Source organism: Pseudomonas sp. 18-147 (assembly GCF_051048045.1).
Lineage (GTDB): Bacteria > Pseudomonadota > Gammaproteobacteria > Pseudomonadales > Pseudomonadaceae > Pseudomonas > Pseudomonas aeruginosa.
Genome location: NZ_CP182296.1, coordinates 4,870,659 through 4,882,966, shown reverse-complemented (window position 1 = coordinate 4,882,966; position 12,308 = coordinate 4,870,659). Strand labels below are relative to the sequence as shown.

Genomic DNA, 12,308 nt, shown 5'->3' with positions numbered 1-12,308 from the left:
ATTACAGGCCGATGGCCTTGCGCTGTGCCTCGAGCAGGTCCTTGCCGTTGACCTTCTCGACGAAGTTCAGCAGGTCGATCTCGATGACTTCCTCGCCGTTGACGACGAGCTTGTAGTAGCTGCAGGTGGTGGTGATCTTGTGCTCGGTGTCTTCGCCGGGCTGGGCGTCACCCATTTCGATGGTCTCGTGCCGGCCGCGAACGACGATTTCGACGGGCGTGACTTCGCCGGTATCGTCTTGCTGGAATGAGCCGGCGAAGCGCAGCATGACGCTGCTGGCACTGACTGCGCCGTACTGCTTGAGGGCTGTCAGATCCAGGCCGCCGAGGGTCCACTCGAACTGGATGCCGTCATCGTCGAAGCCTAGGTCGGCCTTGACCGGGCCGTTCATGCCGCCCCCGCGGAAGGCCTCCATCTTGCGGGCCAGCGGGGGCAGGGTGCAGGACTTCACGACGCCCTGGTAGCTACCGCCGTCGTTGAAGAGGTTCATGTTCTTGAGCTTGCGCGGCATGGCCATGGTAGGGCTCTCCGGGAATCAGGTGGGTCGGCTCCCCGTCCGGGGAGCGCTGGGTGTCAGGCGTTGACGCGGCTGGCGAAGTCGACGAGGTAGCTGTCGGTGATCTTCTGGAAGAAGGTCAGGTCCTCGAGCGGCGGCACCGGGGTGTAGTCGTAGGTGATGCGCAGCTTGCCGGCCTTGAGCGTGTCCTTGTCGTTCACGTTGGGGTCGTACCAGGCTTGGGCGTCGATGATCAGGCCGAGTCCCTTGAGCTCGCGGAACTTGGCGTTCACGCCCTCAAGGATGTCGCGCACCAGTGACGGATGCATGGGCTTGTCGACCGCCCACATGTGCGCCTCGGCGATGGTGTCGGCCAGCACTTGGGCGGTGCGGGTGTAGTTCTCGAAGGCGAACAGCGGATCATCGCTGCAGGTGCGCGAACCCCAGAAACGGAATCCGCCTTCCTGCACCAGGGTGGTGACCTCGTTCTCGTTGAGGTAGTTGGCGTCGGTGCTGGGGCTCTGCAGGTCCCAGAACACGTCGGCGCTGATGCCGGTCACGCCGTTGACGGCGACGTTCGACAGGGTCTTGTGCCAACCGACCTCCTGATCGATCCGGGCGCGCAAGCCCAGGGCCTGGGCAACAGCTGGCGCAGGCACGGTCTGGTTGACCACGGTGCTCCAAGTCAGGAAGTCCGGCCAGATCACCATGGCTTCGCGCGCGGCGAAGTTCTCGCGGTAGGCGGTGGCCTCTTCCTTGGTCTTGCTGCCGTTTGCGGAGACGTAGGCGAAGCCGCGCAACTGCTGGGCGATGGCGATGAGTGCGGTAGCGACCGGCTGGGTATCCAGGCCCGGCGCGCCGAGGATGCGCGGTACCACGCCCAAGCGGGCCTTGGCGGCAAGCAAGGCCTTCATGCCGGTGTACTTGCCATCGGCGCTGACGCCGCCGATGACCGCGCTGTTGGTCGCGGCTTCATCCTCGCCCGGCTTCACTCGCACCACAACGGTCGCGGCGTTGGCCTGGTCGGCGATCGCCTGCAGGCTGGCGGCCAGCGTACCGCTAGTGCCAGCCTTACCGATGGCGGCCTGAACGTTGGTGATGAGTACCGGCGTATCGAGCGGGAAGGCGGTGGCGTCGGCGTCGTCGGCGGTGGCTACCAGGCCGATGATCGCGGTGGCGATGGTGCGAATGGGGCGGGTCCCGTCGTTGATCTCTTGGACCCGGACACCGTGATGATATTGGTCAGCGGCCATTGGGTGTGCCTGTGCAGTGGTTGGATGACACTGCACAGGCTGCCGCGCGCGCGGTGGAACAGCGAGCGAGGCGCCTTGTGGCACGGTGCTCTACAAAATGTCAGGACGCCAGTTCGTCTGCCAGCCATTCCGGCGCTCTCGGCCGGTGTTCTGCGAGCGGAAACTCTCCAGCTTCCGGCCAGTCCCGGAGTGCGCGCCGGTAGGTCTGTAGTGCGCTGTATTTCTCGGCGTCGAGCGTGGGCACGTCCCCGGCCTCGCTCTCGTCGCGGTGCCGGGCAACCAGTGGGTCTGTTTCGCGTAACCGTGCGTCGCGCCAGATGCGCTCGAAGCTCTCCAGTTCGTCCCGCGTGGGTGCAGGTGGGTCCAGCAGGATCGGCCGACCGTCTTTGCCGGCGGCGATGCGCTTGCCGCGCGCCTGGGCCGCGAGCAGAGCGGCGTGCTCGTCTGCGGTGATCTCTACGGCATCGTCGGGGATGTCGGTGTTGATCGCTGTGTCGTAGAAAGCGACGGGATCTGCGCCGAAGAAGTGCGCCATGTTCTGTCCTCAATATCCGATTGCAACGTAGTTCACGGCGCCGGCCACCTCGCGCGGCGTCGAACCGCTGTTCAGTGAGCAGGCGATCGCCGTGGGCGTAATGCTTCCTGACCAGACGCTGAACCCGTACCAGCTCGAACTGGTCCCGCCGTATTGCAGCGACGGCACGACGGTCAATGGACCATTCGGGAACGCGATGGGTAGCGTGGCCCATCCGGTGCTTTCGCCGGTGCCGGGCGGAATGCTGACGCTGCCGAACTGCAGAATCAGGCCGCTCGGCAGCTTCTGATAGCCCGGCGACGAGCGCAGCGCGGGGAATGCCGGGGTGGCTTCGATAAGCCACATCGACGCCTGGTATTTCGTGAGGGAAATCGACGTGCCGTTGGGGATGATGTAGGTGGTAGCAGTCCCGGATGGGTCGGTTGCGCTGATGAAGCGGTCGGTTGTCGAGCGTTGCACCAGCGTTACGGTGAAGCCGCTCAGGTTGACCAAGCGCAGCGAGGCGCCTTGTGGGAGCGCCGAAAGCTGCGGCGTCGTCCACGTCGATTCTCGGTTATGTGCGCCGGCCACCACAGTCAGGCCGACGAGGGGGGCGTCGAGGATAGCATCGCCCGTCAGCACCGCTGCGCCGGCCATGCTACCGAGAGCGGCACGCACATATTCGGTCGTGGCGATCGACGAATCCCTATCGAACGCCGCCGGCGTCGGTGCGCTGGGGGAGCCCGTCAGGACGAGGTTATCGGCGAGCCGGACGTCGATCGTTACGTCGCTCGAGCCATCGAACTGAACGCTGCCGCTGGCCTGGCCACTCAGCGTGAGCTTGCGAGAGTTCGCGAGTTGCACGGCTTTCCCTGCGGGCTTCGTTCCGTCGATCAGCCCATCCACGAGGCTCTTCAGCGCAGCGGTCGGGCGTGACACGTGGCTGATCAGCCAAAGGCCTGGCTGGTACTTCGAGATAGTTGCGGTGACATTGTTCGGTATCGTGTACGAGATTGCGACGCCGGACGGGTCGTCCGCGCTGATGTAGTGATCCGCTGCGGTACGCTGGACCAGCGTGAGTGTCGAACCGCTGATGTTGACGATGTGGAACGACGCGCCAGTTGGAAGAACAGACAGGTTCGGCGTGGTCCATGTGAAATCGCGGTCATGCGAGCCCGCGACGAGGATCGAACCGATTACCGGTTCATCCAGCACCGTATTGCCGGTGTATGAGATTGCGCGCGCGGCGCTACCCAGGGCCATTCTGACGTACTCGGTCGTCGCAAGCTTCTGGTCGTGTGCGAACAGTGGTGGGGTGGGGGCTGTTGGTGCTCCGCTGAATGCCGGTGAGAAGAGCGGGGCGTAGCTCTTCAACTGGTCGAGTACATAGGCGCGCGTGGCAAGCACCACTGCAGGATCGATCTTCAACTCGACGTTGGCGGAGTTGCTGACGATCAGGTTCATGCGCACAACCTGTGTGCGTCCCGATCCCTGATTCAGCAACGGTTTGAAGCTGGGCGCGCAGTTTGCGACCGCGACAAGGTCGTTGTCGGCATCGTAGAGCCCGATTTCACGGATCCACCATCCGCCTACGTTCTCCGGGATGATCTGTTCGGCGATGATCACCGCCGCATTCTGCGGATCCACCTTCAACTGGTTGAGCGGCGCCCGGCGTCGCTCGTTGACCAGCGCGGTCTGGGTGGGGGAGGGAATCGGGTCGGTGCCGCCCGCGTCACCCACGCCCATCTGGGTAATCTTCCATGGGATGCCCAGCGCATCGGCGTTGGCCTGCTTGGCCGCGCCGATGTTGGTCAGGATGGCGAAGAACTGTGAATTCTGATCGATCATGGGTACACATCCAGGGTATCGATGGTGTGATCGCGACCGCCCCGGCCGATGGTGCCGGTGACTTCGATGTCGCGGGGGCTCGGGGGATAAACGTCGATTTCGTCGCCGTCGTAGACGGCTGCACCCAGGCGCACGCTGCCGGTGCTCTCAAGGCTGATGGCGAGGCCGACGAGGTGCCGGGTCAACGGCTTGGCGTCGTCGATCAGCCAGGTCAGTTCCTCGTACATCTCTTCGGTAATACCGGTTTCGAGTACGCCGACCAGCAGTTCGAAGGTTCCGGGGATGCCGGCCGGCGCCTGCTGCCACCACTCACGGACCTCGATCAGATACCCCAGTGGTTCAACTACGCGGCGCAAGGCGCCGATCGTGCCCTTGCGCGAATGGATGAAGAATGCCGAGCGGATGGCGCCGCGGCGTGCCGATTCAGGCCACGCGCTGCTCCAGCGGTCAACGGAAAACGCCCACGCGAGGTACGGCAGCAGATTCGCAGGGCAGGTATCAGGGTTGCAGAGCGTGCGCAGCGGGATCGGTACCCGCTGTATCTCCGCCAGCGCCTGGGCTGCCAGGCGTTCGAGCTCTGAGGCGTTGCGAGGTAGCAGTGGCACCGCGGTCATGGCTCGGTACCGATAGTGAGCGTGATGTTCGTGCAGTACGGCGCCTGGCTTGCAGTGGCGGCGATGTCTGCCCAGCCGGCGAGTTCGACTTTACGAACCCCTTCGACGTGCAGCGCGGCATGGATCGCCGACTCTGATACTTCCATCCCCAACCGCCGTCGTTGAAAGACATAGGCCTCGAGCTGCGCGCGGGCGGCGGCCTGGATCGGCTCGGCTTCGGGGCCGATGGTCGTAAGAAACAGCGATGCGCTGATGCTGTACTCGATGACTTCGGCGCTCTGGACGATCAGTCGGTCGGCGACAGGGCGGCGATCTTCGTCTGAGAGATAGCGCTCTACGACGGCCAGCAGCTCTGCTGGCGCGGTGCCGTTACCGATGGCCGACTGCACGGTGATCACTGCAACTGCGGGCGAGGGGCTGACGGCTGAGGCATCGCCGACGCGGCCGTCGGCGGCGCGGGCGTGGAAGATGTAGCTGTTACGCGGTCCCGCTGTGCTGAGGCCTTCCCAGGCCATCTGCGCGCGCTCGCGCAGGCTGTCGTCGGACTCCAGCAGTTCCGGCACGGGCGGTACCTTCGACGGATCTACGGGCTGGATGACCAAGCGTCTGACGTTGTAGTTCGCGGCGAGCTGGTCGAGGTCGGCGCCCTGGGCGCTGGCCAGCATGTTGGCGAGAGCCGCCTCGTTGACCCGCTGGCGCCAGAGCATTTCGCGGTACGCGTTTTCCTCGAGCAGCTTGGTCAGCGGCTCGGACTCCAGGGCGAGGCGGGCGGCGATTTCCACCTGCTGATCCTCCGGCCAGAGGCTGATGGCGTAGGCCTTGCGCTCGGCGAGTATCTGCTCGTAGTCCAGCTGCTCCACCGCGTGTGGTGGTGGCAACTGGCTGAGGTCGATGGCGACGAAGTTCGTTGTCATGCGCTGGCGCCCATCTGCAGGGGGATGCTCAGGTTGTGCGGCTCGTTGCTGTCCACCAGGGTGGCGTCAATCTCCATGAGCACCTGGCCGGCCAGGTTCTGGCCGGTGATCTGGACACGGCTCAGGCGGATGCGCGGCTCCCAGCGCATGAGGGCCATGGCGGTGGCGGCATAGACCTGCAGGCGGGTGGTGTCGTTGAACGGAGCATCGATCAGCTCCGGCAACTGGCTGCCGTATTCGCGCCGCATGACGCGGCTACCAATGCGAGTGGTGAGGATGTCGGCGATCGACTGGCGGATGTGTGCCAAGCGGTCGATGGCGCCGCCGGTGTGGGCGTTCATTGCGGTTTCCCCGTCGTAGCGCCGCCCGGCATGACGCCGCCGTGAGTATGACCGACCAGGCTGATGCCCTTGGCGATCACGTCGACGCTCACGGTGACCTTGCCGGTGACGGTTTGGTTGCCGGTCTGGATGTAGTCGCCCTGGTGGGTGATGTCGCCGACGATGTGGATGCCGCCGTCGCTGATGAGCTCGGTGGTACCGCCGGCGGGAAGAACTGCGCGCAGGTGGTGGGCGGCGCTGTCGTACTCGATCACCGCGCCGTCACGGTAGGTGGTGCGATGCAGGGCGTCGCGGTCGCCGTTGGGCGGGATCAGGTCACTGAACAAGCCGGTCAGGACCACGCCATTGGCGGTCTGCCCGGATGGGCTGAAGAGCAGTACCTGCTCGTTCAGGGTGGGGGCGTTCCATTCCCGGTCGGCGCCGGCCCGCGGCGATGCCCAGGGCAGCCAGCCGGTCAGCAGGTCACCGGTCAACACACGGACGCGCTGCGCGGCATGGTCCACCGCGGCGATGGTGCCGAGGCGGATCAGGTTCTCGATCATGCGGGAGAGGGCGGCGAAGTCGTTCATGCCGCCGATAGTGGGCGACGCGCGCGCGGGAGGCAGCCAGCGGCGTTTGTAGCGGCCACGCGTACATGCTCAGGCTGGAATGTGAGCGAGCAGCCCCTCACGGATCATCTCAAGGTCGGCTTCGGTGAAACCGAGTAGACGCCGCTGTGCATAACGGACCTCTGGGGCGCCACGCTCGGCGCGATCCTTCAGCCCGTACTGGTGGACTCGCGCGATCCGCGTGACCCGGCCGGCGAAGGAAACCGTAATCGCCTGGGCGTCGCCCTTGGCGCGCAGATAGCGCACCGTGCGCAGCTTCTGGAACATCTTGATCTTGCGCCGAATACGGCCTTGTTTGCCGCGCAGTTCGCGCTTCTTGCGTGGCTCGTAGGCGCTGCCGTCGGGGTTGCGCTGTGCCATTACGCGCTTCTGCTGGCTGCGCCGTAGATCGCGGGCGAGCGAACGCGCGAGGGCAGCACGAGGGCCTGGCTCGAGGGCGCGGAGAATCGGCCCTGCCCAGTCTTCCAGAGCCTCGAGGCTGTCAGCCATTGGCCGGACGCCTGATCTGCGGCGTCTCGAGCATGACGGCCTCGGTGGGCTTCGGCGGTGTCCACTCGGTCAGCAGCTCGCCGTTGGCGAGCATCTGCATCGGCCCATCGACCTCGATGGCCTCGGTGAGCTGGGGCTCTTCCGGGTGACTCACGTCGTAGCGGCCATCCTCGCGGCGCTTGACGACGACACGCTCGGTCAGCGGCAGAACGATACCGAGGTCGACCTTGCTGCGGTCGAGCATGTCGGCCTCGAAGGTGATGCCGTCCTGCACCTTGGTGAGGTTGGCCAGCAGATCCGACTGGTTCACCAGCAGCCAGCCGAGCAGCGGCAGAAACACGCTGTCGGGGTGCCCGGCGAAGTCGGTGAGGATCACCTGCAGGTCATACGCGTATTCGAAGGACAGGCTCTCGGCCGAGGTGCTGCGGACCCTGCCGTTGTCGATGAATATAACCAGGCGGTCGCCGTTGTTCCTGAGTTCCGGCACGGCGGCGAGCAGATGTGCCTTCAGGCTATCGGGCTTGTTCATGGGTAGCCCCTTGGGTGCGGATGATCATGTCGACCTTCGCTGCGCATTCGGCCCAGGCCAGGCCGATACGCTCAACTTCAGTCTGTAGGCCGCCGTTGTCCTTCGGTGCCGCTGACTCCAGGCTGCAGGGCGTCACGGTGGGACAGCCACTGATGGTAAGCGGCCGCTCCGGTGATAGCGGGGCGCTGTTGCAGCCGGCGAGCAACATCAGGCAGAGGCTGGTCAGCCCACTGGCGATAGGATTCATCGTCACGTTTCAGGTCCTCGATCAAGCGTTCGCGGATGGCCAGCGCCTGGCGCAGCTGCTGCCGCTGTTGGTCCAGGTCGGCCTGGGCCTGGCGCTCGCGGGTAAGGGCGGCCTCGAGGGCCGTGATGGTGCCGGCCTGGCGGGAAAGCTGGGCGTCGCTGGCTTTCCTCGCCAACTCGGCCTGGGCCAGGCGGGCCTGCGCCAGGTCGATGCGCTGCTGCTGTACCCACAGGAGCAAGCCGAGGGCACCGAGCAGGGCGGCGCTGTACAACACCTGGCGCAGAAGGCTCACGTGCTGGCCTCGGCGCAGTTGGCGTGTTGCTCGTAGGCTCGCGCGAGCTTGATGTCGTAGAGGTTCCGCTTGTAGTCGGGACCGTTGTAGAGGCGGGCGAAGTCGGCCCATTTACGAGCCTTCAGCGCCTTGTGTAGCGCCGGGTCGGTGTCGATGAAGCGGACGAACGCTTCGAACTGGGCCGACTCGCTACGCCCCATGGACTCGGCGAAGGCCTGCACGCTGACGTAGCCCAGGCGTTGCCAGTGGAAACCCATGATCTGGAAGGTGCCCCAACTGGCCGACTCCAGGGCGGCGGTATCGTCGATCTGGCGCGCGTTCGCCAGGCGCTGGTGCTCTGCGGTTCCACCGGCATAGCCGCCCGGGCGATGATTCACCAGCGCGGGGAACTGTGCGGCTAACTGGTCGGCGGTGACCTGATCGTGGGCGGCGAGACGGCGGTACATGATGTGGCGTTCGAACAGGATTGCCGGCTTGCCGTTGCCCAGGAACCCCTGGCCGTTCGACTCGACCTGGTTGACCGCATAGATCGTCGCCAGCGGCAGGCCGAGGCGAGCTCCAGCGGCGACGAGGTCGGCGTTCTGCAGCAGGTGCGAGCAGTCAGCGCCGCCGAGGGCGGCCAGGGTCTTCGGGCCGGCGATGCCATCGGCGACCAGGCCATGCGAGCGCTGGAAGGCGCGCACCGCATCCTCGGTGGCGGCGCCGAAGTGGCCGTCCTCGTAGAGGTTGGCGCCGGCCCAGGTGTTCAGTCGACGCTGAAGCTGGCGGACCTCTTGAGAACGATCACCATATCGAAGGGTCATGCGGATGGCCTCAGCAGGGCGGCGACGTTGCCGCGGGAACGGAAGATCAGCAGGCACAGCAGGGCGGCGACGATGGCGTGCCAGATACTGACCGGTGGGCGGTAGAGCAGGATTTCCAGGCCGCAGATGGCCATGGATGCGCCGAGCAGGCTGGCGAGCAACGAGACGCTGCGGCGGAAGCGGGCGCCGCAGCGCTGGTAGCAGACCAGGCGCAGCGCGGCGGCGATGTAGGCCAGGGCGGCGATCAATGGAACGGTAGTCATGAGCATGTCAGCGACCTCCTCGGATGCGGCGCCAGAGGTCGTCGAAGTCGACCTTGTCGACCCAGGCGACCGCCTTGAGGCTGAGAGGAATGACCACCAGGGCGCAGACGAAGGCAGAGAAGGCCAGGTTGGTCAGCCAGGGCACACGGGCGAGGGCGACATCGGCGAACAGGTAGCCGACGCAGGTCGGCAGGATCAGCGACAGCAGGCGCGACCAGGCCTTCAGGTCCTGCTTCGTGCCGGTGGCCAGCCAGGCGCCGAGCAGGGCGCCGAACAGCATGCCGCCGTCGACCGGAAGGGTTACGCCCAGGCCGAGGCCCATGATGGCGCCGGCCGTGGCGGTGGTGGTGAGGTCAGCCATGCGGGGTGGTTCCTTGCAAAGTGGTCAGTCCCATAGGTTCACCATCTGCCGTTCCGGGGCGGCTGTCGGAATGTCCGGCATGGTGACCTTGAGGCCTGGGGGGAGGGTGGGGCCGTGGTCGGCCAGGCCGCGGTTCGCCTCAAGGACCGCCTCGGTCACGCCGGCGGTGCGGCCGTAGTACCGCCAGCAGATGGCTTCGACGGTGTCGCTCTGGTTGGCGATCACGGTGGCCATTAGTTGCACTCCTGGTGCTTGAGCTGATCGGGATAAACGAACGGTCCGTCGTCCGAGACGAGCGCGCCTGGGGAGCGGCCGGTTTTTACCTCGCGGCACACGGCATAGCCGAGCGGGTGCATGATTTCCCGGTTGATGCGTTCCAGAAGCCCCAAACGGGAAATTTCGTTCCAGTCGATGATCTTTGGCTCGTTCATCAGATCAGCTCCACCGTCGTGCGGGGACGCTTGAGAAAGTCGCGGATCGCCCAGCGCTGGTCGCGGCGGTAGTCGTCGATGGTGGTTGCGATGTCCTGGGCCTTGTCGTTGCCGCTGGTGGTGGTGTCGTACCAGCGGTAGCGCTCGGCCACTTCGGCGGCGGTGGCAGACTGCACTGCGCGCAGATACAGCTGCACCAGTTCGGAGGTGTCCCGGACCTTGTCGGACGGCACTTCGGCGAGTTCGGCATAGCCGGCCGCGGTCTTCTCAAGGCGCCAGGTCCGCAGCTCGCGGTTGACGCTGATCACCGCGGCAATGACCGCGACTTCGAGGCGCGCCGGGTCGACGCTGGAGTCGATGCGCAGGTTCTCCCGCACATGCTCGAGCTCGATGGTGGGCCAGAAGGGATCGCTGTTGATGTGCCCGCTCGGGACCGGGCCGTTGGCGATGAATCCGCTCATGCTGCTGCTCGCTTGAGGTCGCCGGTGGTCGGGGCGTCACTGCTCAGGAAGGAGAGGACCTGGCAGATCGGCCCCGAGCCGGCGGTGCGCGGGGTACGCTCGGTCAACCGCCAGAGGCGGTCAGTTTCTTCTGGAGCCGTTCTGCGGCCTCCAAATCCTTCTTCCCGCCGCACTTGTCGTGCAGCTGGATCGCGCGCTTGAGCAGATCGATGCCGGCTTGCACCTGCCCGGGTTGACCGGGGCTCTCCACAGAAAGGCCTTCCAGGGTGGCATGGCCGGCGGCGAGGTAGAGTTTCGCGCGGGCTTCGTCGGGCATGTCGGCCTGGTCGGTGAGCAGGAGGGTGCGATGCAAGGTCGCAAGGTCGAAGCTGCCGCCGGTCTTCTGTGCCTTGAGCGCGGCCTCGGCGATCTCTTCGGCGATGACGCAGCCGGCGGTACGCGCGAAGCGGTCGGGCATGACCAGGTCGTGTGCGAGGACGTAGTCGGCGATGTCCAGGGCGCCGGCGTAATCGCCGGCATCGATGCGCCAGAGCATGACGGTGGTGATCACCTCGTCCTGGGCGCCCTTGCCGGCCTGCAGCACGCCGGAAATGTACGGCTGGTAGGCAGGCAGCAGCTCGACCTTGAGCGCTGCCTTGCCTTCGCCGGATTGGATGTTCTTCAGGCGGCTGCGATCCTGATACAGCTGGGCGAGCTGCAGCTCATAGGCGTTCGCGCCTTCCATGCCCTGGTGCGGGGCAGTGGCCGCCGCCTCTTGAGCGGCGGTCACGCGCAGGAAGTGCGCCTTGGCGGGACTGAAGGCCATGTCATCTACTCCGCGACTTCGATGTTCTCGACCAGGCAGCCGAGGCCGTAGTCCTCGACGACGTAGGCGTCGTTGCTGGACTCGTAGTTCTCGATGCGGTTCTTCTCCGGTACCTCCTTCAGGTAACGGCGGCGACCGCCGATCTGCCAGTAGAGCGACAGGTTCTTCAGGGTGGTGACCATGAGGCCCTTCTCGGGCACGTAGGGCACTTCCACCGGCGGCAGGCCGCCCATGCGCTTCTGCGCCAGGATGAGGTCGGTGGCGATCTTCTCGGTTGCCGGCTGGTCCTTGTTCACCATCGGGAAGTACTTGTCGTGGACCAGCTCGCGGCCGAGGATCACTACCAGGCCCGGGTCGCGGCGGTGCCAGGGATCGATCAGGCTGCTGACCACGTCGAACACCAGGGCGTCGAGGTTCTTGTAGTCGGCGTCGGCGCCGTTGCCGACTACCACCTTGCCGGCGGTCTTCCCTTCCTTCAGTACCCGTGCCGGAGCGTTGTTGCGGTACTGCTGGAACCAGCCAATGTTCACGTCCTGCAACAGCGGGTTGGCGGCGCGGTTGGTGGTAGCCGCGGCGCTGGTGCCGTTGAAGCCGATCATCAGGCGGTCGAGGGCCTGGCGCTTGAGGATCGCGTCGCGCAGCAGGGCCTGGAACTCCGGGAACTTGGCCCAGGCGTCGAGCATGGCGTAGGTGATGGCGGTGTCGAAATCGGTGTGCTTGCACTCGTAGCGCTGGTTGTCGAGCGCGGACACGTCGCGTGGCTTGCGTACACCGTCGCCAGTAGTATCGGTACGGCTGGCGATGGTGCCGCTGACGCCGATGCCGATCTTCTCGCCTTGCAGTTCGTCGACGCCGTAGACGTTGATCTGCTTCAGGAACTCGCTGGACTCCTGAATACGTTGCTCCAGCTTCTGCTGGACACTCGGCTCGACGGCGAAGGTCTGGACGGCGGAGTTCACGCCGTTGAGCTTGGCGAGCTGCGCCAGGTAGGCGTCGAACTGTTTGCGGGTTTCGTTGCGCATGGTGCTTTTCCTTTGGA

At 65.5% G+C, this 12,308-nt stretch carries 19 protein-coding genes and 1 pseudogene; all 20 read right to left on the bottom strand.

The annotated features are described in order from the left end of the window. Position 1: 1 nt before the first annotated feature. The 20 genes and pseudogenes from ACM0M4_RS23205 to ACM0M4_RS23110 all read right to left on the bottom strand — a co-directional run bounded on the left by ACM0M4_RS23205 (position 2) and on the right by ACM0M4_RS23110 (position 12,291). Positions 2–517, bottom strand: coding sequence for a phage major tail tube protein (locus tag ACM0M4_RS23205; RefSeq protein ID WP_023127755.1), 516 nt, complete (start codon positions 515–517; stop codon positions 2–4). A gap of 56 nt (positions 518–573) precedes the next feature. After that, complete coding sequence (locus ACM0M4_RS23200) at positions 574–1,749, bottom strand: phage tail sheath protein (RefSeq protein WP_033936084.1); 1,176 nt, start codon at positions 1,747–1,749, stop codon at positions 574–576. A 100-nt stretch (positions 1,750–1,849) separates the two neighbouring features. Further along, complete coding sequence (locus tag ACM0M4_RS23195; protein WP_033976919.1) at positions 1,850–2,284, bottom strand: phage tail assembly chaperone; 435 nt, start codon at positions 2,282–2,284, stop codon at positions 1,850–1,852. A 9-nt stretch (positions 2,285–2,293) separates the two neighbouring features. After that, on the bottom strand, positions 2,294–4,111 hold the full coding sequence (locus ACM0M4_RS23190; RefSeq protein ID WP_023127418.1) for a phage tail protein: 1,818 nt from the start codon (positions 4,109–4,111) through the stop codon (positions 2,294–2,296). Next, positions 4,108–4,725: a phage tail protein I gene (locus ACM0M4_RS23185; RefSeq protein ID WP_022580422.1), complete on the bottom strand. Its 618-nt coding sequence runs from the start codon at positions 4,723–4,725 to the stop codon at positions 4,108–4,110. Before ACM0M4_RS23185 ends, ACM0M4_RS23190 begins: the two co-directional genes overlap by 4 nt. Next, positions 4,722–5,639, bottom strand: coding sequence for a baseplate assembly protein (locus tag ACM0M4_RS23180; RefSeq protein ID WP_034004880.1), 918 nt, complete (start codon positions 5,637–5,639; stop codon positions 4,722–4,724). Before ACM0M4_RS23180 ends, ACM0M4_RS23185 begins: the two co-directional genes overlap by 4 nt. Then, on the bottom strand, positions 5,636–5,980 hold the full coding sequence (locus ACM0M4_RS23175) for a GPW/gp25 family protein (RefSeq protein WP_023093071.1): 345 nt from the start codon (positions 5,978–5,980) through the stop codon (positions 5,636–5,638). Before ACM0M4_RS23175 ends, ACM0M4_RS23180 begins: the two co-directional genes overlap by 4 nt. Next, positions 5,977–6,549: a phage baseplate assembly protein V gene (locus tag ACM0M4_RS23170; protein ID WP_034004881.1), complete on the bottom strand. Its 573-nt coding sequence runs from the start codon at positions 6,547–6,549 to the stop codon at positions 5,977–5,979. Before ACM0M4_RS23170 ends, ACM0M4_RS23175 begins: the two co-directional genes overlap by 4 nt. 69 nt (positions 6,550–6,618) lie before the next feature. Further along, positions 6,619–7,077, bottom strand: a complete 459-nt coding sequence (locus tag ACM0M4_RS23165) for a phage virion morphogenesis protein (RefSeq protein ID WP_034004882.1) — start codon at positions 7,075–7,077, stop codon at positions 6,619–6,621. After that, a complete protein-coding gene (locus ACM0M4_RS23160) occupies positions 7,070–7,606 on the bottom strand; it encodes a phage tail protein (RefSeq protein ID WP_034004883.1) in 537 nt (178 codons plus the stop codon). The genes ACM0M4_RS23165 and ACM0M4_RS23160 overlap by 8 nt, the downstream gene beginning before the upstream one ends. Then, positions 7,590–7,859 (bottom strand): Rz1-like lysis system protein LysC, encoded by a 270-nt coding sequence (gene lysC / locus ACM0M4_RS23155; protein ID WP_236675789.1) that lies wholly within the window; start codon positions 7,857–7,859, stop codon positions 7,590–7,592. Before lysC ends, ACM0M4_RS23160 begins: the two co-directional genes overlap by 17 nt. Next, a pseudogene (gene lysB, locus ACM0M4_RS23150) lies at positions 7,783–8,256 on the bottom strand (Rz-like lysis system protein LysB); the annotation flags it as partial. The gene lysC and the pseudogene lysB, both read right to left, overlap by 77 nt. Further along, a complete protein-coding gene (locus tag ACM0M4_RS23145) occupies positions 8,142–8,948 on the bottom strand; it encodes an N-acetylmuramidase domain-containing protein (RefSeq protein WP_034004884.1) in 807 nt (268 codons plus the stop codon). The gene ACM0M4_RS23145 and the pseudogene lysB, both read right to left, overlap by 115 nt. Next, on the bottom strand, positions 8,945–9,217 hold the full coding sequence (locus tag ACM0M4_RS23140; protein WP_003098380.1) for a phage holin family protein: 273 nt from the start codon (positions 9,215–9,217) through the stop codon (positions 8,945–8,947). The genes ACM0M4_RS23145 and ACM0M4_RS23140 overlap by 4 nt, the downstream gene beginning before the upstream one ends. 1 nt (position 9,218) lies before the next feature. After that, the gene (locus ACM0M4_RS23135) at positions 9,219–9,572 is read right to left on the bottom strand and encodes a putative holin (RefSeq protein WP_003098379.1); all 354 of its coding nucleotides are present in this window, start codon (positions 9,570–9,572) and stop codon (positions 9,219–9,221) included. 24 nt (positions 9,573–9,596) lie between these two features. Further along, the gene (locus tag ACM0M4_RS23130) at positions 9,597–9,806 is read right to left on the bottom strand and encodes a tail protein X (protein WP_023127411.1); all 210 of its coding nucleotides are present in this window, start codon (positions 9,804–9,806) and stop codon (positions 9,597–9,599) included. After that, a complete protein-coding gene (locus tag ACM0M4_RS23125; RefSeq protein ID WP_034004885.1) occupies positions 9,806–10,003 on the bottom strand; it encodes a DUF7415 domain-containing protein in 198 nt (65 codons plus the stop codon). Before ACM0M4_RS23125 ends, ACM0M4_RS23130 begins: the two co-directional genes overlap by 1 nt. Beyond that, entirely contained in the window at positions 10,003–10,464 is a 462-nt protein-coding gene (locus ACM0M4_RS23120; protein WP_023127410.1) for a head completion/stabilization protein, read from the bottom strand. The genes ACM0M4_RS23125 and ACM0M4_RS23120 overlap by 1 nt, the downstream gene beginning before the upstream one ends. Before the next feature lie 103 nt (positions 10,465–10,567). Beyond that, entirely contained in the window at positions 10,568–11,269 is a 702-nt protein-coding gene (locus ACM0M4_RS23115) for a terminase endonuclease subunit (protein WP_023083461.1), read from the bottom strand. Between the two features lie 5 nt (positions 11,270–11,274). After that, on the bottom strand, positions 11,275–12,291 hold the full coding sequence (locus ACM0M4_RS23110; RefSeq protein WP_434323470.1) for a phage major capsid protein, P2 family: 1,017 nt from the start codon (positions 12,289–12,291) through the stop codon (positions 11,275–11,277). Positions 12,292–12,308: the final 17 nt, after the last annotated feature.